Raw genomic sequence first — 18,709 nt, 5'->3', positions numbered from 1 at the left:
GAGTAAGGTGCAACGTATCGGGTCAGTGGGTATAATATCAGGACAAGGTGAGGATGGACGTCATCCAATGATTATTACAGAAAGAAGTGGGTATATGAACTTGCACAAGAAGGCCGTATTTTTTGATGTGGATGATACAATGTACGATCATTTGCACCCTACTCGCGATGCGTTGCGTACAGTATTAGGATTGAGTGAGCGTTTTCCTTATGAAGAGGCCTATCATCGAATTCGCTATTACAGTGATGTGTTATCAGCCAAAGGAGGACTATTGGAGGGGAAAGCGGGGCAGGATGAGCTGGAGGATATGAGGCAAGGCCGTTTTGTCTTGGCTTTACAGGAATTTGGGGTGAATATTACCCGTGAGCAGGCAGTGGATATCCAAAAAGAGTACCTGGATCGTCAGTATCGGATTGAGCCTTTCGAGGGAGCTACATCGTTAATGGACGAGTTGAGCTCAGCTGGATATCTGGTAGGCTTGATTACGAATGGTCTCGAAGATCACCAGATGAGCAAAATCAGGGCGATGGCGCTGGAAAATCATATTGCGGCAGAGCATATTTTTGTATCCGGAACGGTTGGCTATGCCAAGCCTGATCCACGTATTTTCCAAGTAGTGAACGAACGGACAGGGACGCTGGCGGAGCATTGCTGCTATATCGGGGATTCCTGGCGTAATGACGTGGCGGGAGCTGTAGCGGCGGATTGGCGGGTCATCTGGTTCAACCACAGGAAGGCTGCCCCGGAGTCGAAGGTAGCGGGAGCCTATGAAACAGCGGCAAGCTATTCAGAGCTGAAAAAATTACTGCTGTATCCGACAGATGTCTAACTTCATTCCAATGGTTTAGAACAGAGAAGGAAGGGATCGCACATGGTTGAACAATGGAGGCAGGCAGACGAAATTATAAGTCAAGTGACTGTTTACAGTACGGAGGATAATGATCCGGTCACGATTAAAACAGTCTCCCAAGACGTCCGTTGTATTGGCATCGGGACGGATGCGGCCGTATTTACGCTCGATACGTTGCCCGGCTACGCGTTCAAGGTGTACTCAGACATGGCGATCAAGAAGAAGGATGCGGAGGCCGACGTATATGAGCGTTTGCGGGGCTCCGATTTTTTTCCACATTATTACGGGAAAGGTGACAAGTATATTGTCATAACCTATGAATCAGGTATTACGCTGCTGGATTGTCTGCTGCAAGGCATTCCGGTGCCAGAGCAAGTCATTCTGAACGTGGAAGAGGCGAGGGAGTTTGTCCGATCCAAGGGGCTGAATCCCCGTGATATTCATCTCAAAAATGTACTGATGCAAGATGGACGCGCCAAGGTATTGGACGTATCCGAATACGTGAAGGAGGGCGATGACAAGCGCTGGGAGCATCTGGTGTGGGCGTATCATACGTTTTACTCAGGTATCTCGGAGGTTAAAGTTCCGTCATGGATTCTGGATACGATTAAAAAATGGTACTACAAGCTGGACAACTCCAGCTTTAATCTGGAGGAGTTCGCTCAACGCGTCAGCCAGTTGTTTTCCAAATGGAAGTCATAATGGCAGTAAACATTGTTTATTATAAAAAAAGGATTGCACCCGTATTAGGGAGCAATCCTTTTTGGCACGTTACCAGACATGTCTTACGGAATAGGCAGATTCTCTTTTACCTGAAATCGCGAGGTACTCTTCTGGCGGTTCCGCTCTCAATCGCAGCTTGAATGACCTTCTCACGCACCCGCTGAACGGCATTCTCATTAAATACGCCGGGGATGATATACAGCTTATTTAATTCTTCGGGGCGGATCGTACTCGCAATGGCTTCTGCTGCCGCAAGCTTCATCTCTTCGTTAATTTCACGGGCGCGACAGTCGAGTGCCGCGCGGAATATGCCGGGAAAGCAAAGCACGTTGTTGATCTGGTTAGGATAGTCTGAACGTCCGGTGGCAATGACACCTGCAATGTCTTCGATATCCTCGGGGGCAATTTCGGGAACCGGGTTAGCCATGGTGAACACCACCGGAGCCTCGTTCATGCGTTTTACGTCTTCCCGTTGCAGTAGCCCGCCAGCCGATAGACCGATAAACACGTCAGCGCCTTTCAGAACCTCGGACAGCGTGCCTGACAGCCGCTCGGGATTGGTATGCTGTGCATACCAGTTCCACACCGGATGATCGTACGTTTCATCGGCTGTAATGGCCCCGTGGCGATCTACACCAATGATGTTAACTGCACCCGCAGACAGCAAAATTTTAGTGCAGGCTACACCTGCAGCTCCGATACCGCAGACGACGATTTTCACATCAGACAGCGCTTTGCCGACGACCTTCAGTGCATTGATCAGCCCTGCGTACAAGACAACAGCGGTACCGTGCTGATCATCATGAAAAACAGGAATGTCCAGCTCCTGACGCAGTCGTTGCTCAATCTCAAAGCAGCGGGGTGATGAAATATCCTCCAGATTAATACCGCCGAAAGCTGGAGCGATTTGCTTGATCGCCTTGATGATTTCCTCAGTGTCCTGTGTGTCCAAACAAATCGGGAAAGCATCGACGGACCCGAGCTGCTTGAATAGCATGGCTTTGCCTTCCATGACCGGCATAGCCGCATAGGGGCCGATATTGCCCAAGCCGAGGACAGCGCTTCCGTCCGAGACGACAGCAACGGTGTTACGTTTGATCGTCAAACGGAAGGCTTTGTCCGGCTCCTCATGAATCGCCATGCACACGCGTGCTACATCTGGAGTGTACACCCGGGACAAGTCGTCGCGATTCTGAATCGGAACCTTAGGCTGCATTTCAATTTTACCTCCAAGGTGCAGCAGAAAGGTACGGTCAGAGATGGACAGTACCTTTACGCCTTGCGCTTTTTTAATCCGGGCAATCATTCGGTCGATTTCGACCGGGTCGGCAATGGTAACCGTAATATCCCGCACAGTGACCTTTTCAGAGGTACGAATGACGTCAATCGCAATAACATCCCCACCATGTTCGTTGACCAGCGTAATCAATTGACCAAATTGGATGTGCTCAGTGGAAATTTCCAGTCGTAAAATGATATTTTTACCGCCAATACCGCCTTGCATACAAATTCCTCCTTTAGTGTTCCATACAAAATAAGTAAGATCAATTGATTGCGCTTACAATCGAAAACGTACCTAAGAGGTGAAATTAATATTTCAAATTAGTGGATTCTTTCCCTATCATAGTGAACAATCCCCCACTTGTACAGATAAAGCTGGATCTAATCTCTCATTTTGTATCAAAAAAGGACAAAAGCCCGCCTCTGTTTCACGTGTGTATACTTTATTTCACATTTAGCTAATCTTTAGTAACAGGATTTATAATGACAAAGCAGATGATGAATAGAACGCTTTGTGGACATTTGGCGCACAGTCAGCAGGACATGGAAAATGAAGGCGGTGAAACGCACATATTTGGGGTTAATACGAATATCTGAACGGACTTTATTTTAATCGGTTTTTTTCAGCCAGAAAGCACATGTCACCTTCAAAATACCGCAAGCTTAACCGAATATGATTATAGACTTGCAAGGAAAGTGACTTTGGGCATTGCGTAAAATGAGAAAAGAAACTTCAGCTAATAATAAGCGTATAATAAAATAAACGTAAGAAGCTAAGAATTATGAAGTTAAAATGAATTTGATAGCGAAAAGAATTTCACAATCCCACCCCATGCTACACTGAAAGTAAAACGGTGAAAGGAGTTTCAAGATGCTGGCTTTGTCCGATCCGGCCTGGGCTTTGCTCCAAGGCCCCTATGGTTCCTCTCAATACGTCCCGGAAATGTTGAAGCAGCTCCAAGCCGGGTATGACGGCGAAATGGCTGACACCTTGTATTGGGAGGAACTGTATCACCAAAATACCTTATATACTTGTACCTTCGCTGCTGTACCGTACCTCGTAGATATGGCGTTAAACACTTCTGATATAAGTATTCGAGCGGATATTTATAATATTTGCGGAATATTCGAAGCCAAAAATGTTAATCCATTACATACAAAAGTTCCGTTGGAATTTGCAAGGGATCAGGTAGAATTGGATGCAGATCTGGCTGAATATATATATGAACAATACCAGCAAGCCATTGTCCGGCTTACAGGATTGACCGAAGAAATGGTGTTGTATGCCAAGGACCACGAAGGAGATGTTGGCAAGCGTTATGTTTTGGCTGCAGGGGCTGCCTTTCAGGGTTATCGCTGTGTAGCTTTTATGCTGCAAAGCTTTGATACTGGTGATGAATATACGCTGGATTGTCCGCATTGCGGAACTCCGCTCTATATTTGGCCTGTTGAACAAAGTGATGTCCTGGTGGCTTACGATAAAGATCCGGTAAACTCAAACAACCTGGTTCCCTATTCGATCCAACCTGGCTCATTGGACCATAAAGACTCTAATCTACAGTGGCTGTATCAATATGCCCAAAAAATTGAAGAGAACAACCTTTTGGCCCATTTACCCTATTTAAACGGTCGGCTGAATTGCCCCATTTGCAATACACCGATCTCCATTTGGGACGAGCTAATGAAAACAGCTAATGGTGTCCGAAAGCACACCGCTTAATGAATAAAAAAGGGAGCTGTATCATACAGCTCCCTGATTTCCCAGTAGATTTTTTTTCGCTCCAATTAGTCCTGCTTGTCTTACATAAGTCTACTCTCGAAACGGATTTAAAAAGGTTTTAGGAATGTCGGATTCAAACCGCAGCAATACTCCAGTGACGGGATGAATAAATGACAACACCTTCGCATGGAGACCGAGGCGACCGATAGATTTGGCTTTGGAGCCGTATTTTTTATCTCCCACAATCGGATGGCCGATATCCTCCATATGAACGCGAATCTGGTTCTTGCGTCCGGTTTCCAAACGTACTTCCAGCAAAGAAAAATGCCGATTGGCCTGAAGCAGGTTGTAATGAGTAACCGCGTGCTGTCCGTCATTCGGATATGGGCTGGAATACATTTTCAGCGTCTTGCTTTCCTTCAGCCATGAGGTGATAGTGCCCGCAGCCTTTTTAACCTGTCCTTCTACGAGAGCGATGTATGTTCGTTCATACACGACTTCCTTCCACGCTTGTTGCATTTCCTGCTGTATGGCTTCGCTTTTCGCAAACATCATGACTCCAGATGTATCACGATCCAGACGATGCAGCACAAAAATACGATTGTATGGATGTTCACGTCGCACATGTGCCGTAAGCTGACGGTATGCCGTTACTTCCTGTTCCTGCGCAGAGGCGACGGACAGCAGCCCGGTATCCTTGTGAATGACAATAATGGCCTCATCCTCATGCAAAATACGCAGCCCAGTCAGCGGCACCACGGGAGTGATCTTTTCCTTGGAGAGGGCCACTGTCTGACCTTGCTCCAGCGGAAAATTGAACACGGTACGAGGAATGCCGTTCACGGACACCTGTCCACGGGCCAGCGCTGATTTAATGGAATTGCGGCCCATGCCAGACACATGCTCTACCAAAAAATTCAACAGCTCGGCAGGCTCCTGCACGATGTATGTTTTTGCAACGCTTTTTTCCGGTTTACCATGCTCTCGGGCAGCAGTTTTATTAAAAACCCCCGTTTTGCCCCGTGCTTCGGGTCTATGTGAGCCGGATTTTCCGGCGGGTTTATGGCTGCGTTTGGCGTTGCCTGTGTTGGGCGTGGATTTTGTATGATTTTTTCGATTGGGTTTACGATTGTTCATGGGTTCTTTCTCCTTCTTGGTACCGTGCCTCATCATAGTAATGGACAAACTTGCGGCACCGTGTCCACTATATCATGAGAAAACAGCGAACGCCATGGGAGAAGGGTTCGATAAGAATTTCATTATACATCATGCCTATGGACTTCCAGCGGTTGAACATTACCCTGAACCCCGGTAAACTAAAGGTAACGAAAGATAAGCCGATATGCGTCGAGGGACGCCAGAAATATGAGGAGTTTTGAAACTATGAGTGTACAAGCACCAACATTGGAACGGGCGCAGGATTTACTGCAAAAATTTTATGGCTATCCCGATTTCCGGGAGGGTCAAAAGAAAATTGTCGCCAGTATGCTGGAGGGCAACGATACGCTAGGCATTATGCCGACAGGCGGCGGGAAATCCATATGCTACCAGATTCCTGCACTGCTGCATGATGGGTTGACGATTGTTGTGTCACCGCTGATCTCACTGATGAAGGATCAGGTGGATGCGCTGACCACGATGGGAATTGCGGCTGCCTATATCAATAGTACGCTGAGTGGAAGAGAAGTGAACGACCGCATACGTGCCGCACGGAATGGAGATTTGAAGCTGCTATATGTTGCACCGGAGCGGCTGGAGCTGGACTGGTTCCGCGATGAGATGGCGCAGCTACCGATTGCCTGCGTTGCGGTCGACGAGGCGCACTGTGTATCCCAGTGGGGACATGACTTTCGCACCAGTTATCTGGCGGTGGCTCCGTTCGTGGATGGGCTGTACGAGCGCCCGATTGTAGCGGCATTTACAGCAACGGCGACACCGCAGGTCATGGACGACATCGTGCGGCTGCTTCGCCTGCGTGAGCCGGAGACATTCGTCACGGGCCTGGGACGGCCGAATTTGGCGTTTAGCGTGCTGCGTGGGGAGGACAAGCGCAGCTTTCTGCTGAATTATGCGCGTGAGCATGACGGCGAATCGGGCATAATTTATGCGGCGACACGCAAGGACGTGGACGATCTGTACCAACGGCTGCGGGATGCGGGAATGGCGGCTGGGCGTTATCATGCCGGGATGACCGATCAGGAACGGGCAGACAGCCAGGAGGGCTTCCTGTACGACGATATTCGTGTCATTGTAGCGACCAACGCCTTCGGCATGGGGATCGACAAATCGAACGTGCGCTACGTCATTCACTACAATATGCCTAAAAATATGGAGGCTTACGTACAAGAGGCGGGACGCGCAGGACGTGACGGCGATCCGAGTCAATGTATTTTGCTGTTCGGACCGCAGGATATTGTGACCCAGAAATTCCTGATCGAGCAAAATCCGCAGGATGAGGACCGCAAGCGCAACGACTATCGCAAGCTCCAGCAGATGGTTGATTATTGCTACACGACTCGCTGCTTGCGTACGGCGCAGCTGGAGTATTTTGGTGAGGCAGAGGAGCATGAGGCTTGCGGCACATGCAGCTCATGTACGGATGAGCGGGAACTGGTAGACATGACCATTGATGCGCAAAAGATTTTTTCGTGTATTCATCGCATGCGGGAACGTTTTGGTGTTTCGATGGTAGCCTCGGTATTGAAGGGCTCGCGTAACAAAAAAGTGCTACAGTATGGCTTTGACAGCCTGCCAACCTATGGTGTAATGGGCAATCGGACGGAAAAGGAAATTTCTGAAATTATTAACGTCCTTGTATCGGAAGGCTATCTGCTGCTGTCTGAGGGACAATATCCGGTTGTCCGTTTGCAGCAGCCTGCGGCTGAAGTGCTGAAGGGCCAGCGCGAGGTCATGCAGCGTGTGGTGCGACATGCCACAGCTTTTGCAGGTGGGACAGGCTCACGTGGACGACAGGGACGCGATGCGTACCCGGCGGCAGTCAACGAAACGGTGTTCGAGCAGCTGCGCCTGATTCGCCGCGATTTGGCCGCGCAGGAGCATGTGCCGTCCTATATCATTTTTAACGATGCTACGCTGCGTGAGATGAGTGTAGCGAACCCGCAATCCGAGGCAGACATGCTGCGGATCAAGGGTGTCGGCGAAGTGAAGTTCAGCAAGTACGGCAAGCTGTTCCTTGATTTTTTTCAAAATCAGGGGAATGCCGGAGGAACAGTGAACGAGGATGAAATTTATGCGGATGATGTGTACGAGGATTTTGAATAGCCATACTAAAAGATATGAGGCGTCATGCAAACTATAAAAGGTTGTGACCTATGAAAGTCATTTTATCAACGTTAAACGCAAAATATATTCATACCTCGCTGGCGATCCGGTGTCTCAAAGCCTACAGTGAAAAGGATTTTGACATCGAGCTGGCGGAGTATACGATCAAGGACCCTGTGATGAACATCGTATCCGACCTGTTTCAGCGGGGAGCGGATGTCATCGGCTTTTCCTGTTACATTTGGAATATTGAAGAGACGATTAAAGTCATTGATGTATTGAAAAAGATTATGCCGGAGGTCAAAATCATTCTCGGTGGCCCGGAGGTCTCTTACGATACCGAACATTGGATGAAGCGTCTGCCGAATGTGGATTTTATCGTTGTCGGTGAGGGAGAGGAAACCTTTCACCAACTGCTTCAGGAGATTGAAAGTACGCAAAAGTACCATTTCGTCTATGGACTGGCCTACCGCAAGGGAGAAGAGATCATTCAGATGCCGGGCCGTCCAAAGGCGAACTTGAGCGAGCTGCCGTCACCGTACCGCTTTGCAGAGGATATACCGGAATTAGGCAAACGGGTTGTTTATTTTGAAACCAGTCGGGGTTGCCCGTTCAGTTGTCAGTTTTGTCTGTCCAGTATTGAGGTAGGGGTGCGTTATTACGATATTGAGCGTACGAAGTCGGATATTCTGTATCTGATCGACAACGGAGCCAACCTGATCAAGTTCGTGGATCGAACCTTTAACATTAAACGCGATTATGCGCTGGAAATGTTCAAATTTCTCATCGAAAACCATCGTGGATGTGTCTTCCAGTTTGAGATAACGGCAGATATTATGCGTCCCGAGGTGTTGGATTATTTGGCAGAAAACGCGCCGCCGGGCGTATTCCGCTTTGAAATCGGCGTCCAATCGACGAACGATCCGACCAATGAATTGGTCAAGCGTCGCCAGAACTTTGCCAAGCTTTCCCGTACCGTTACGAAGGTCAAACAAAGCGGGAAAATCGACCAGCATCTCGATTTGATCGCCGGCCTGCCTTTGGAGGATTACAACACGTTTCGTAAAACGTTTAATGACGTTTTTGCGCTCGGCCCGGAAGAGCTTCAGCTCGGCTTCCTCAAAATGCTGCGCGGCACTGGACTGCGTATCGACGCAGATAAGTACAACTACACGTACATGGACGTCGCACCTTATGAAATGCTGAGCAATGACGTCCTTTCCTTTGCCGATATCGTTCGGCTCAAACGTTTGGAAGATGTGCTGGAGAAATACTGGAACTCTCATCGTATGGATCATACGGTGAATTATCTAATCGAGCGCGAATTTGCGTCTGCCTTCGATTTCTTTCAGGAGTTCGGGGACTATTGGGAGGGACAAGGCTGGCAAAAAATCGGTCACCAGCTCGAAGACCTGTTTACGCGTCTCCAGTCCTTTCTTGAATCACGCGGAACGAAGCGAATGGATATGGTGCTCGGACTGATGAAGCTCGACTATTTCCTGAACCATAAATACAAACCGCGTAAAATTTGGTGGGAACACGCCTTGGAGAAGGACGATTGGTCCAGCTATATGAAAATGGCTCTCCAGCACCCGGATGCGCTGTTGTCACCTGTGGTTGCAGACTTTGTGGCAGAGAAGCAAACTGCTGCACCTGCTTCTCATGCTACAGATAGCCATTCCGTTTCGGACAGTCCGCAGCCGCAGCCGCAGCCATACCGCGAAGTGATTCCGTCTTTCGCTTCCTTGAAGCTGGGTGAAAAGGAACTGCAAAAGCACGCTGTGCTGGATGTTCTACCGTTCCGGCTGGATCATATCCTGAGTGGCGGCAGCCCTTTGACCGCCGAAGGCCGCACGCTGCTACTCGTAGTCTACCAGCAAAACGAACAGCAAAAGCCGCTCTACTACACTATGCCGATTGGCAAGGAAATTGCTGCGATTTAAGTGGAATAAGGTAACAAATAACCCTGCTTTCAAAAAAACTCGGGATGAAATGCCGTCATCTGATATTTGAATAGAGTATGTTAGTGGGAAATCCTGCATTTGGGTGCCTGAATAAAGGATTTTTCATATTGGCAATATGGTTTTTCCTGTGATAAACTATAGCCAAAAGGTATATACTAAAAAAGAGTAAGGATGCTACCAACATCCTCACTCTTTGACAACAGCCGCTTACAAGGGCGGTGGCTGTTCAAAAAGTTTTAGTCATAGAAATATGACCGCATTCCTTTTCCAGAGGGCGGTCTATTTCTTTTTGTTGAAGGAAATAATCAAGATCACCAACGTTGCAAACTGAATCATCAACATCAGCGTATCTTTAACCTCCACAGGCATCACCTCCTTTGCAGGAGACTAGCCGACCGCCCATCTAAGCCATTCTGTTGTTAGTTTATAGTATATCATATGGATAGTCTTGCTAAAAAGGACAAAAATGAAAACGCCTGTTTCTAGATTCTAGGTTAACTTGTTCACCAACGATTGTGCAGGATGGACAGAAAAGTTTTAACCTATCATTTCGTGAAATCAAAGTGTGGTTTTTGGATAAGCTATTAATTGTAGCTTTATCCTTTTAGCAAGTGAAAAGAGAAAATTATTCACCAAGCAACATTTGGTTTAGGCTTACGCCATCTTTTAAGCCTTGTTCATACATAATAGATTCAGCCATGCCTTGGAGTAAGGTAGTATTGGTTTCGTAGTCGTAAAGTGCTTGTATGTATTCCTTTGGCAAGCAATCATGTAGAATAGAAAAGAGTTGATTACAGTTTTTCATTAAATCTTCGTATCCTGGGGATGTAGCCAATATGGAACTTGCAACATGCTCCATGCGAATAGAAATGAACTGGTTAAGGCCATCTTGTATAGCATTCATTTATCTTCCTCCGTTAAGGTGACATCAAAGTGAAATCATAATTTCATTTTAAAGTGACATCACTATGATGTCAATAGGTAGAGTTAAATGGTTATTTCACAGTGCTATAATAATGAAATCACTATGGTGAGGAGTTTAAACGATGACAACAAATAAAAAAGCGTTCACACTACGATTAAATCCAGAAAATTTTGAGAAAATCAAAATTATAGCTGAGCATGATAAGCGGTCAATCGCAAAACAGATTGAATATCTAATTGAACAACATATTGAAGAATTTGAGAATAAGAAAGCTAAAGAGCTTGAAGAGGAAAAAGCTAAAGAGCTAGAAGATAAAAAAAATGAAGAGCTGGAAAATGAAAAACTGGATAATGAAATAGTTGAAGATAATAATTCTGACTCCGCTAAACAAGAGTAATTCAGGACTGCTCTGCTTTGCTTTGTAATAGATTAAATAATGCCTAAGGAGTGCAGTCATGAACTCCATACTAATAAACTTGGCTCAAACCTTCTTTTATATGGATTTAAGACGTTTTTTGAATCCATAAACAATATTCAAACGGAATATAATTGGTTACCTACCGGGTTAGAATTGAATTGGATGCCGGATGATTTTTTTGAATATGTAGAGCAGAATCTGGATTTTGAAGAAAATGGGTATGGAAAATATAAGTTGAATTAAAAAAATGTACATAGAAAACGGAGTAGGCGGAATGGTGCTGTACAAGCGAAGCGTTCGCTTTCAAAGCTTTCCGTAGGAAAGCTCGCTTCAGAAGCATCACCTCCCCGGATTTCTACCCTTATAAAAGGCTTTATTCAAGAAATCCGGGGGCGGTGGCGATGGGAAGCACCATCCGACTGCGCAGTGGCGCATTAGGTAACTTTTAAACTCAGCTTATATAGAAGAAGATAAATTGATCGGATTTACACAATTGTATCCTTCGTTTTCTTCTATCTAACTGGAGTCAAAGGAATGGGTTTAACAACAGGAAGGGATAATAAGACGACTCAAAGGATTTATGAAAAAAACAGCTTATATCAGAGACAAGGAATTTTTTATTATGATTTGACTTTATAGCTGTAATCACGTTATAAAATCGGTTATAATGAGGTAAGAATAAGTAAGGAGCCGTGCGCTAACACGGCTCCAGCATACAACAACTGCATAAAGAGCAGTCGGCCGCGTAAGATAAGGTCGGAAATAGACCGTTTTCCTTAGTCAGGGCGGTCTATTTCTTTTTCATGTAGGTAAGTAACGCCAGAATGAACATGCCGAACATGATCATTAAAGAGATAGCATCTTTGACCTCCATGGGCATCACCTCCCTTCTGGGAGACTAGCCGACCGCCCTCTATAGCCGTATATTGTACTAAAAAAGTATACCATAAATAAAGGATAATTAAAGCAATAAAACACTTAAAAACGTCTTATTAAATTTAATAGAGCTATCCTTCATTATACTCTATCTTTACTCCTCAGTTGTTTTCTTCCCCCAAACATATTTCAATATAAAAAATAGTATGGCCAGTACCATAAGAAGCAATGCAATCTGTAAGCCATAACGATGTATAAGTTCTCCTGCTGTTTGTACATGATCGCCGAAGAAATGTCCGAGCAAAAAGAAGATTAGCGTCCAGATCAAGCCTGTTGAATAAGAGAACAAAGCATAACGCCTGAAGCTCATTTTATTGATTCCGACAATATAAGGGATGATGTGACGGACAATCGGCAGGAAATAACTGATGCAAATGGTGAAATTGCCATACTTATGGACCAAATTTTCCGAAAATGTAATGTACTTGTCCATTTTCTTTTTTCGTCGTAAACGATCCAGAACGGTTGTGCCCAAGAATCTTCCCAATACGTAGCCTAAGGACAAGCCCGATATAACCCCTAGATATACGATGAAAAAGGCGAGTAACGGTTGAAGTATTCCCATGCTGGTTACAGCCCCGCCAGTCATCACAATTACTTCGTCTGGAATGGGTAGCCCAACGATCCCGAGCCATAGGGAAAAAAATAATGCCGCATAGCCATACTGTTCGATGATGGAAATTAAATGTTCAACGTCCATAATCACTCCCCCTAATCATGCTTTCTTCCGGCATACATAGACGAACGCAGGTGGAATGTTCATAGGCACAAACTTGATTTCCTCAATATCAAACCATTCCTCTAACTGCTGCTTCATTTGTTTAGAATATTGAAAGGCGACAAACATTCCCTGATCCTTGAGCGATAGGTGAATCTGTTCTACAATTTGATCTCGCATCGCTTGGGGGAAATTAAAAAATGGCAGCCCGCTTATAATGCAGTCAAGCTGTTCAATTTCTGCATTTTGTATAGCACGTTGAAGCTCACGGGAGTCGGAGTAACAAAGATAATTCGGAAATCTCTTTTTTAAATCTCGTCGCATTGTCTGATCCTTCTCAAAAAGCAGTACCTTGGTTTGTTCCCTTGCAGCAGATGGAATGTATTGAGTGATTGCCCCGGTACCAGCACCAAGCTCGGCAACGCTATGAATTTCACTCCATGGAATGGATTCGATCATTTTTTTAGCTAGAAATCTGGAGCTTGGTGTTACACTGCCCACATAGGCTGGCGAATGCAAAAATTTAAATAAGAACAAAAATCTCTCGTGAATCAAATGACTAATACGGATCATGAACCGTTCCCCTACTTTCGATTTTCTGAATACGTTCGTTTATTCTCTGCTAAGAGTAACAAATTATACCTTTGCTTGCTCCTGTCTGGAGTAGGGTTCATATCCCCGTCCTGAGGCGGGGATTTTCCTTGACTATAGTCCAGGAAGCAGTGGGGAAATTATTCTGTTATCATTCAGCGTATCCTCAGGTTGCATTCAGTTTCGCTACCGATGAAAAAGAGGTGGGCAACTAAAAAATGATGTACACTGAGAGGAGATCTACTTAGTCATTATCCATTAACAGGCATCTGATCACAACTTCCTATTACAGCCCAGCAGTACGTCAACTCAAAAATGGCATCAGCCAGCTTCTAGTTGAATCTATAAAAAAGATTGTGTTAAAATAGCTAAATCCCATGTTGGATTCTTCCGTGCATGGGCTTATTTTACATAACCATATATATTTGCAGGAACAGGAGATTAACAATATTGACTCAAGTACAAGCACAACCAAATGAGAACGCATGGATTGCGAAATGGGAGTCAACTCAGCCGTTAACAGATAAATGGCTTACCATAGGAGAAATACATTATTTTCTTAGCCATGCACTGATTCTCATTACAGACGGGCAAGCGGTTTGGAATATTAATGGGCAGCATGTCCATGTTGCATTTGGGCAATTGATTGCAATCGAACAGGGATCGTTGATTGAGGTTCTAGAGGGTGGGAATCTTGATCTGGCAGGCTGGAAAATTCAGTTTGATACGTATTCTTTCCACCAGGATCGGGAAATCATAAAATTTGAATGGCATGTACCTACCGGGGAAACCTATCAAAAGGTGCAGTTAACCCGTGGTTTTTTAGCGAGTATACGTGACCGTTTGAGTGAAGAACAAGTTTGTGATGGAATGAGTGAGATGCTGGTTGAGAATCAACATCTTTTGTATGGATTATTGAAGAATTTATATCATAAACAGCCAACTGACCAGCAGACCACTGAAAATGGAATTATACGTTCAATCACCTACATGCAAGAGCATTACGATGAAGTGATTACACGTGAGCAATTAGCACAGATGGCAGGCATAAGTCAGTGGCATTATTCTCGGAAATTTAGTGAATTATGTGGCCAGCCTCCTCTAGAGTATCTAGCGAAATACAGGATTTATCGCGCACAAGAAGAGCTGTTATTAACTTCAGCGAAATCTCAAGAGATTGCTAAAAAAGTAGGTTTTGAGGATGCTCATTATTTTAGCCGCCGCTTCAAACATTTTACAGGTGTGTCGCCAAAAAATTATGTTCGAACCTTGGAGCAACGCAAAATTTTATCGGTATCTCCGCTTTGTGCTGACGTTTTAATTGAATTAGGCATCATACCCTATGCGGTTATGGTCACCCCCCTGCTATTACCACAGCATCAACGGCAATTATTTGAGAAGCATCAGGTAGAATTGCTGGAAGTACCACAATACGATATGAATATAACTTTAATTCAACAAAAGAAGCCGGAGCTGATTATTGGACATCTGTTAACGGAAGATATAAAGAAGCAATTGCGCACAATCGCACCCATTATCACAGGGCTTACCCTCCATTTGGATGTTCTGCTTGATCAATTTGCAGCCTTATTTAACAAAAAGGCAGCAGCAGAAAAGCTCCAGGCTCAAATGGAAGAAGTAGTGAGAGCAGCAAGAAAACAATTAAAAAGGATAGTAGAATCCTCTGCTACAGTCATGGTTCTAAGAGTAGAACCCTTTGGATATCGATATCTTGGGGGATATTCAAGCGAGGTATCTCAATTGCTGTATCAGAAGTTAGGACTATCACTCCCAGAACCGCTAAAGGCGGGAGAAGCATGGTTTAATCCATGTTCCCTTGAGCAGCTGCTTATGGCTAATCCTGACTATCTATTTGTGGAGAAACGTGTGATGGAGAATTTCAGCGCAGAGGAAAATATGAAGAAACTCATGGAGAGCAGTCAGTGGGAACATGTAAGAGCAGTTAAAGATCATCGGGTGTTCTATATAGATACGAGTCTGTGGGTGTATGGTAGTGGAGTTGTTGGGTATACGATGATTATAGACCAAATCGTGAGCAGTTTAATGGATTCACCAAATAACAGAGCACAATAATCCACTTCAATACGCACGGTTAGCTATGGAAGGATATCTTCTTATTTGATAATCTTTGATAATGATAATTATTATCAACAGAAGAGAGGGCCATCATGTCAAAACGGGCGATGATACGATTGGGAACCGTACTGTTAGCTTTTACCTTCGTATTAGCAGCGTGTTCCAATGCATCAAATCAGAAGGAAGCGGCTTCTTCCGCAGAGAATCAAGAGAGCAGTGGAACAAGAGTGGTGAAGGATGCTTTTGGAGATGTGACGATCCCAACTCATCCCAAAAATATGCTTGTCATGAGTTCCAAATATGCAGAGTATTTAATTGAAATGGGAATTACGCCACAAATGGTTTCATTTGTTCCCGAAATAGAACCGGCTTATCGTCTTTCATATTTTGAAAAGCATGGAGTTAAAATGATTCAAGAGCAACAGTATCAAATGAATTATGAAGAATTGCTTCGTTTATCGCCGGATTTGATTATCACACAAGGAGAGGGGATGGATGCACAAGTATATGAAAAGGTATCCAGGATTGCTCCAACCATTGCTTTACAGGCAGGGAGTGGCATGTATGACGCAATGCCCAAATTAGCAGACCTCTTCGATAAGAAGACAGAATCTGAAAAGGTATTAGCTGAATTTGGTGAGAAGGCGACAAGGGCGAGAGAAAAAATTCATCAAGCTATTGAGAATAAGACGGTGCTTATTCTTCGAGTAGACCCAAAACAATATCGTTATTTAGGATCACAAGCTGGCGAGAGCAGTGAATTCTTTTATAAAACACTTGGGCTAAAAATCCCTGAAATATTTAAAGACTCGAAAGACTGGTTTACACCATTTTCACTAGAGATTTTACCTGAAATCAAACCGGATTTTATTTTCCTTGAGAAAAGAATGATACAAAATTATAATAGTGCAGATTCACTGAAAAGTTTGGAAGAAAGTCCGTTATGGAAGAACATGGACGCTGTTAAAAATAATCATGTGTTTCCACTAAAAACAAGTGATTTTGTTGAAGGTGAAGGCCCCATTGGATCAAGTTTGCTTATTGACTATGTCGTAGAAAAGTTGGTGCCTTAAATGAATACAGAGCAACGGGATATTTACGATATTACCATTGTTGGCGGCGGCCCTGCGGGTATGTATGCTGCTTTTTATAGTGGCATGAGAGCGATGCGTACCAAATTAATTGACGCTAAACAGGAGCTAGGCGGATTTATGCGTACATATCCTGAGAAATTAATCTGGGATGTGGGCGGAGTAGAACCGATACGATGTGAAAGATTAATTGATGCTTTGGAGAGACAAGCGAAAACATTTGATCCCAGCATTGTACTAGGTCAGGAAATCGCACATTTGGAACGTCATGATGATGTCTTTGTACTGACATCAAAAACGGGTGAATGCCACTACACACGTACTATATTATTATGTGCTGGAAGAGGAATGACACAAGTTCAAAAGCTGGATGTTGAAGGGGCCAATCGTTATGAATTGACGAACCTTCATTACGTAATTACAGATTTGTCCAGATTTAAAGATAAGCGTGTTCTGATTTCAGGGGGCGGAGATTCTGCGGTGGATTGGGCAAATGAAATAGTAAAGCTGGCCAAAGAGGTTATTGTGGCTCATAGACGAGATGAATTTACTGCACATGAACTTCCCGTAGCCCAAATGAGAGCATCCGCTAAGGTCATGACACCGTACATGATAGATTGCTTATATGGTGCGGGGGATTCTATTCAAAGAGTGGCTCTCAAGCATATCAAGACCGGTGCTATCAAGCGGGTTGAAGTAGATGAAGTTGTAGTCAGTCATGGATTTGATCGTGATTTCGGTGATGTATTGAAATGGGGGCTAGACAGGGAGGATTATGGTGTCTCTGTTGATGCTCGAATGCGTACAAGCATTCCGGGAATTTTTGGGGCTGGAGACTTTATCACCTATGGCAGTAAGGTTCGTTTAATTGCAGGAGCATTTAATGATGCCGTACTAGCCGTAAATAGTGCTAAGCTCTATCTGGAACCAACCGCTTCAGATATGGCTGGTGTTTCGTCTCATCATTCTGCCTTCTTTGAAAAAAATAAAGAGATCTTACAAGGTTGATAAGAGATCACAGTAATTGACGAGATTTTTCTCGAATCATTACTGTGATCTTTTTGGTGTAAGAGAAAAATAAGAAGGTGACTTTACATGGGAATATTTATACAATATAAAACAGTAACTACGATGAAAGGTATGATCGGATTGACCACAGAAGTAATACACAAAATATATACCATGTGCATGATTCAGGACGGAACCAAGGTATTGCTCCTCAACAGACCGGATAAAAAGGGCTTTCCAGGTTACATCGCGCCAGGAGGGAAAGTAGAATTTCCAGAGAGCATTGTCAATGGAGCCATTCGTGAAGTGAAGGAAGAAACGGGATTAACCGTTACGGAAATTGTATTTAAAGGAATTGACGAATTTTGTGACCCTAGCAAAGGGTTAAGATACATGGTATTTAACTATTTGGCTACTGCGAGTGAGGGGGAGCTGCTAGAAAATCCTCCAGAAGGAGAACTGCTATGGGTGGATATGGAGGAAGCGCTCAATCTGCCCATGCAGGATTGGTTTAAGCAGAGATTCCCATTGTTTTTCGCTCCCGGAACCTTTGAGGTGAGCCAGGTGTGGATACAGGAAACGAATGAAACTTTGGAAGCAACGGTCAAAAACTATGGGGTGTAGAGTGGCATCCATGTGAAAGGCAGTGATCTGGATATTATTTGTGAAGATTGTGTTAATTCCTAAACCCAGTAAAATAGAAGTAACAGAAGGTTGGAAGAACACACGGACATTTTTATTTTAGAGGGTGTCGCACTTCATATTACAATCCGTCATTGAACGGTGGCCACCGAGTCAACCAATTTCTCAAACGTTTAAACGATGAATCACTTTGGACTACTTCGAAGAATTTCGGATGTATCGTTAGCTCTAATTGTTTGATTGATTTATCTCTTTCCGCTCAATTGTAGCACTTAAAATGGAATTTTGTTGGAATATATGTTAAATGTATTAAAATATATGTAAATAACTATGGCCGAATAATTGAGTGTGAAATTAAGTATGAAAAAATTCAAGTATGAAAGGATATAAAATCAAAACCTTTAAAAAAGAGTTGGTATGGATAATTTGTAAATTAAGATAAAATAGCACGCCTGTTGAATAA

Annotated in this window: 17 protein-coding genes; 10 read left to right on the top strand and 7 right to left on the bottom strand. The window is 44.3% G+C overall.

Annotated features, from left to right (window positions below; genetic code table 11):
• The first annotated feature begins 94 nt into the window (after window positions 1-94).
• Together ACIFO6_RS07505 and ACIFO6_RS07500 are read left to right on the top strand one after the other, a co-directional pair.
• Window positions 95-829, top strand: coding sequence for an HAD family hydrolase (locus ACIFO6_RS07505; RefSeq protein ID WP_430039742.1), 735 nt, complete (start codon window positions 95-97; stop codon window positions 827-829).
• Window positions 830-871: 42 nt separating this feature from the next.
• A complete protein-coding gene (locus tag ACIFO6_RS07500; RefSeq protein WP_430039582.1) occupies window positions 872-1,552 on the top strand; it encodes a serine/threonine protein kinase in 681 nt (226 codons plus the stop codon).
• A 106-nt stretch (window positions 1,553-1,658) separates the two neighbouring features.
• Here ACIFO6_RS07500 and ACIFO6_RS07495 read toward each other — a convergent pair whose 3' ends face one another.
• Complete coding sequence (locus tag ACIFO6_RS07495; RefSeq protein ID WP_430039580.1) at window positions 1,659-3,077, bottom strand: NAD-dependent malic enzyme; 1,419 nt, start codon at window positions 3,075-3,077, stop codon at window positions 1,659-1,661.
• A 648-nt stretch (window positions 3,078-3,725) separates the two neighbouring features.
• Between ACIFO6_RS07495 and ACIFO6_RS07490 the strand changes: the two genes are divergently transcribed.
• Window positions 3,726-4,574, top strand: a complete 849-nt coding sequence (locus tag ACIFO6_RS07490; protein ID WP_430039578.1) for a hypothetical protein — start codon at window positions 3,726-3,728, stop codon at window positions 4,572-4,574.
• A gap of 90 nt (window positions 4,575-4,664) precedes the next feature.
• Here ACIFO6_RS07490 and ACIFO6_RS07485 read toward each other — a convergent pair whose 3' ends face one another.
• On the bottom strand, window positions 4,665-5,711 hold the full coding sequence (locus ACIFO6_RS07485; protein WP_430039576.1) for an RluA family pseudouridine synthase: 1,047 nt from the start codon (window positions 5,709-5,711) through the stop codon (window positions 4,665-4,667).
• A 246-nt stretch (window positions 5,712-5,957) separates the two neighbouring features.
• On the opposite strand from ACIFO6_RS07485, the gene recQ reads away from it, so the two are divergent.
• Both recQ and ACIFO6_RS07475 read left to right on the top strand, forming a co-directional pair.
• On the top strand, window positions 5,958-7,856 hold the full coding sequence (recQ, locus tag ACIFO6_RS07480; protein ID WP_430039574.1) for a DNA helicase RecQ: 1,899 nt from the start codon (window positions 5,958-5,960) through the stop codon (window positions 7,854-7,856).
• 50 nt (window positions 7,857-7,906) lie between these two features.
• Window positions 7,907-9,799 (top strand): B12-binding domain-containing radical SAM protein, encoded by a 1,893-nt coding sequence (locus tag ACIFO6_RS07475; protein ID WP_430039573.1) that lies wholly within the window; start codon window positions 7,907-7,909, stop codon window positions 9,797-9,799.
• 300 nt (window positions 9,800-10,099) lie between these two features.
• Here the strand turns inward: ACIFO6_RS07475 and ACIFO6_RS07470 are convergent, their stop codons facing one another.
• Together ACIFO6_RS07470 and ACIFO6_RS07465 are read right to left on the bottom strand one after the other, a co-directional pair.
• Window positions 10,100-10,189, bottom strand: coding sequence for a putative holin-like toxin (locus ACIFO6_RS07470; RefSeq protein ID WP_007429455.1), 90 nt, complete (start codon window positions 10,187-10,189; stop codon window positions 10,100-10,102).
• A gap of 256 nt (window positions 10,190-10,445) precedes the next feature.
• On the bottom strand, window positions 10,446-10,724 hold the full coding sequence (locus tag ACIFO6_RS07465; RefSeq protein WP_430039570.1) for a hypothetical protein: 279 nt from the start codon (window positions 10,722-10,724) through the stop codon (window positions 10,446-10,448).
• A gap of 142 nt (window positions 10,725-10,866) precedes the next feature.
• Between ACIFO6_RS07465 and ACIFO6_RS07460 the strand changes: the two genes are divergently transcribed.
• A complete protein-coding gene (locus tag ACIFO6_RS07460) occupies window positions 10,867-11,142 on the top strand; it encodes a hypothetical protein (protein ID WP_430039567.1) in 276 nt (91 codons plus the stop codon).
• A gap of 811 nt (window positions 11,143-11,953) precedes the next feature.
• On the opposite strand, the gene ACIFO6_RS07455 is transcribed toward ACIFO6_RS07460, so the two are convergent.
• The 3 genes from ACIFO6_RS07455 to ACIFO6_RS07445 all read right to left on the bottom strand — a co-directional run bounded on the left by ACIFO6_RS07455 (window position 11,954) and on the right by ACIFO6_RS07445 (window position 13,390).
• Complete coding sequence (locus tag ACIFO6_RS07455; protein ID WP_229716897.1) at window positions 11,954-12,004, bottom strand: putative holin-like toxin; 51 nt, start codon at window positions 12,002-12,004, stop codon at window positions 11,954-11,956.
• Between the two features lie 189 nt (window positions 12,005-12,193).
• Window positions 12,194-12,799: a DedA family protein gene (locus ACIFO6_RS07450; RefSeq protein WP_430039564.1), complete on the bottom strand. Its 606-nt coding sequence runs from the start codon at window positions 12,797-12,799 to the stop codon at window positions 12,194-12,196.
• Between the two features lie 15 nt (window positions 12,800-12,814).
• Window positions 12,815-13,390: a class I SAM-dependent methyltransferase gene (locus ACIFO6_RS07445; RefSeq protein WP_430039562.1), complete on the bottom strand. Its 576-nt coding sequence runs from the start codon at window positions 13,388-13,390 to the stop codon at window positions 12,815-12,817.
• Between the two features lie 468 nt (window positions 13,391-13,858).
• Between ACIFO6_RS07445 and ACIFO6_RS07440 the strand changes: the two genes are divergently transcribed.
• From ACIFO6_RS07440 to ACIFO6_RS07425, 4 genes are all read left to right on the top strand, one after another.
• The gene (locus tag ACIFO6_RS07440; RefSeq protein ID WP_430039559.1) at window positions 13,859-15,502 is read left to right on the top strand and encodes a helix-turn-helix domain-containing protein; all 1,644 of its coding nucleotides are present in this window, start codon (window positions 13,859-13,861) and stop codon (window positions 15,500-15,502) included.
• Between the two features lie 95 nt (window positions 15,503-15,597).
• Complete coding sequence (locus tag ACIFO6_RS07435; protein ID WP_430039557.1) at window positions 15,598-16,578, top strand: ABC transporter substrate-binding protein; 981 nt, start codon at window positions 15,598-15,600, stop codon at window positions 16,576-16,578.
• Window positions 16,579-17,604 (top strand): NAD(P)/FAD-dependent oxidoreductase, encoded by a 1,026-nt coding sequence (locus ACIFO6_RS07430; protein ID WP_430039554.1) that lies wholly within the window; start codon window positions 16,579-16,581, stop codon window positions 17,602-17,604. It begins immediately after the preceding gene.
• A 132-nt stretch (window positions 17,605-17,736) separates the two neighbouring features.
• Window positions 17,737-18,228, top strand: coding sequence for an 8-oxo-dGTP diphosphatase (locus tag ACIFO6_RS07425; RefSeq protein WP_430039739.1), 492 nt, complete (start codon window positions 17,737-17,739; stop codon window positions 18,226-18,228).
• Window positions 18,229-18,709: the final 481 nt, after the last annotated feature.

The organism is Paenibacillus sp. NRS-1781 (assembly GCF_050467745.1).
In the GTDB taxonomy this organism is placed as follows: Bacteria; Bacillota; Bacilli; order Paenibacillales; family Paenibacillaceae; genus Paenibacillus; species Paenibacillus terrae_A.
The sequence above is the reverse complement of the archived record's forward strand: the minus strand, read 5'-3'. Positions and strand labels throughout refer to the sequence as shown.

What these genes read in the sequence shown, in the direction of transcription:
- ACIFO6_RS07430 (WP_430039554.1), top strand. Translation starts at nt 16,579, where the DNA reads ATGAATACAGAGCAACGGGATATTTACGATATTACCATTGTTGGCGGC.
- ACIFO6_RS07505 (WP_430039742.1), top strand. Translation starts at nt 95, where the DNA reads ATGAACTTGCACAAGAAGGCCGTATTTTTTGATGTGGATGATACAATG.
- ACIFO6_RS07425 (WP_430039739.1), top strand. Translation starts at nt 17,737, where the DNA reads ATGATCGGATTGACCACAGAAGTAATACACAAAATATATACCATGTGC.
- recQ (WP_430039574.1), top strand. Translation starts at nt 5,958, where the DNA reads ATGAGTGTACAAGCACCAACATTGGAACGGGCGCAGGATTTACTGCAA.
- ACIFO6_RS07435 (WP_430039557.1), top strand. Translation starts at nt 15,598, where the DNA reads ATGTCAAAACGGGCGATGATACGATTGGGAACCGTACTGTTAGCTTTT.
- ACIFO6_RS07500 (WP_430039582.1), top strand. Translation starts at nt 872, where the DNA reads ATGGTTGAACAATGGAGGCAGGCAGACGAAATTATAAGTCAAGTGACT.
- ACIFO6_RS07465 (WP_430039570.1), bottom strand. Translation starts at nt 10,724, where the DNA reads ATGAATGCTATACAAGATGGCCTTAACCAGTTCATTTCTATTCGCATG.
- ACIFO6_RS07445 (WP_430039562.1), bottom strand. Translation starts at nt 13,390, where the DNA reads ATGATCCGTATTAGTCATTTGATTCACGAGAGATTTTTGTTCTTATTT.
- ACIFO6_RS07460 (WP_430039567.1), top strand. Translation starts at nt 10,867, where the DNA reads ATGACAACAAATAAAAAAGCGTTCACACTACGATTAAATCCAGAAAAT.
- ACIFO6_RS07485 (WP_430039576.1), bottom strand. Translation starts at nt 5,711, where the DNA reads ATGAACAATCGTAAACCCAATCGAAAAAATCATACAAAATCCACGCCC.
- ACIFO6_RS07490 (WP_430039578.1), top strand. Translation starts at nt 3,726, where the DNA reads ATGCTGGCTTTGTCCGATCCGGCCTGGGCTTTGCTCCAAGGCCCCTAT.
- ACIFO6_RS07495 (WP_430039580.1), bottom strand. Translation starts at nt 3,077, where the DNA reads ATGCAAGGCGGTATTGGCGGTAAAAATATCATTTTACGACTGGAAATT.
- ACIFO6_RS07475 (WP_430039573.1), top strand. Translation starts at nt 7,907, where the DNA reads ATGAAAGTCATTTTATCAACGTTAAACGCAAAATATATTCATACCTCG.
- ACIFO6_RS07450 (WP_430039564.1), bottom strand. Translation starts at nt 12,799, where the DNA reads ATGGACGTTGAACATTTAATTTCCATCATCGAACAGTATGGCTATGCG.
- ACIFO6_RS07470 (WP_007429455.1), bottom strand. Translation starts at nt 10,189, where the DNA reads ATGCCTGTGGAGGTTAAAGATACGCTGATGTTGATGATTCAGTTTGCA.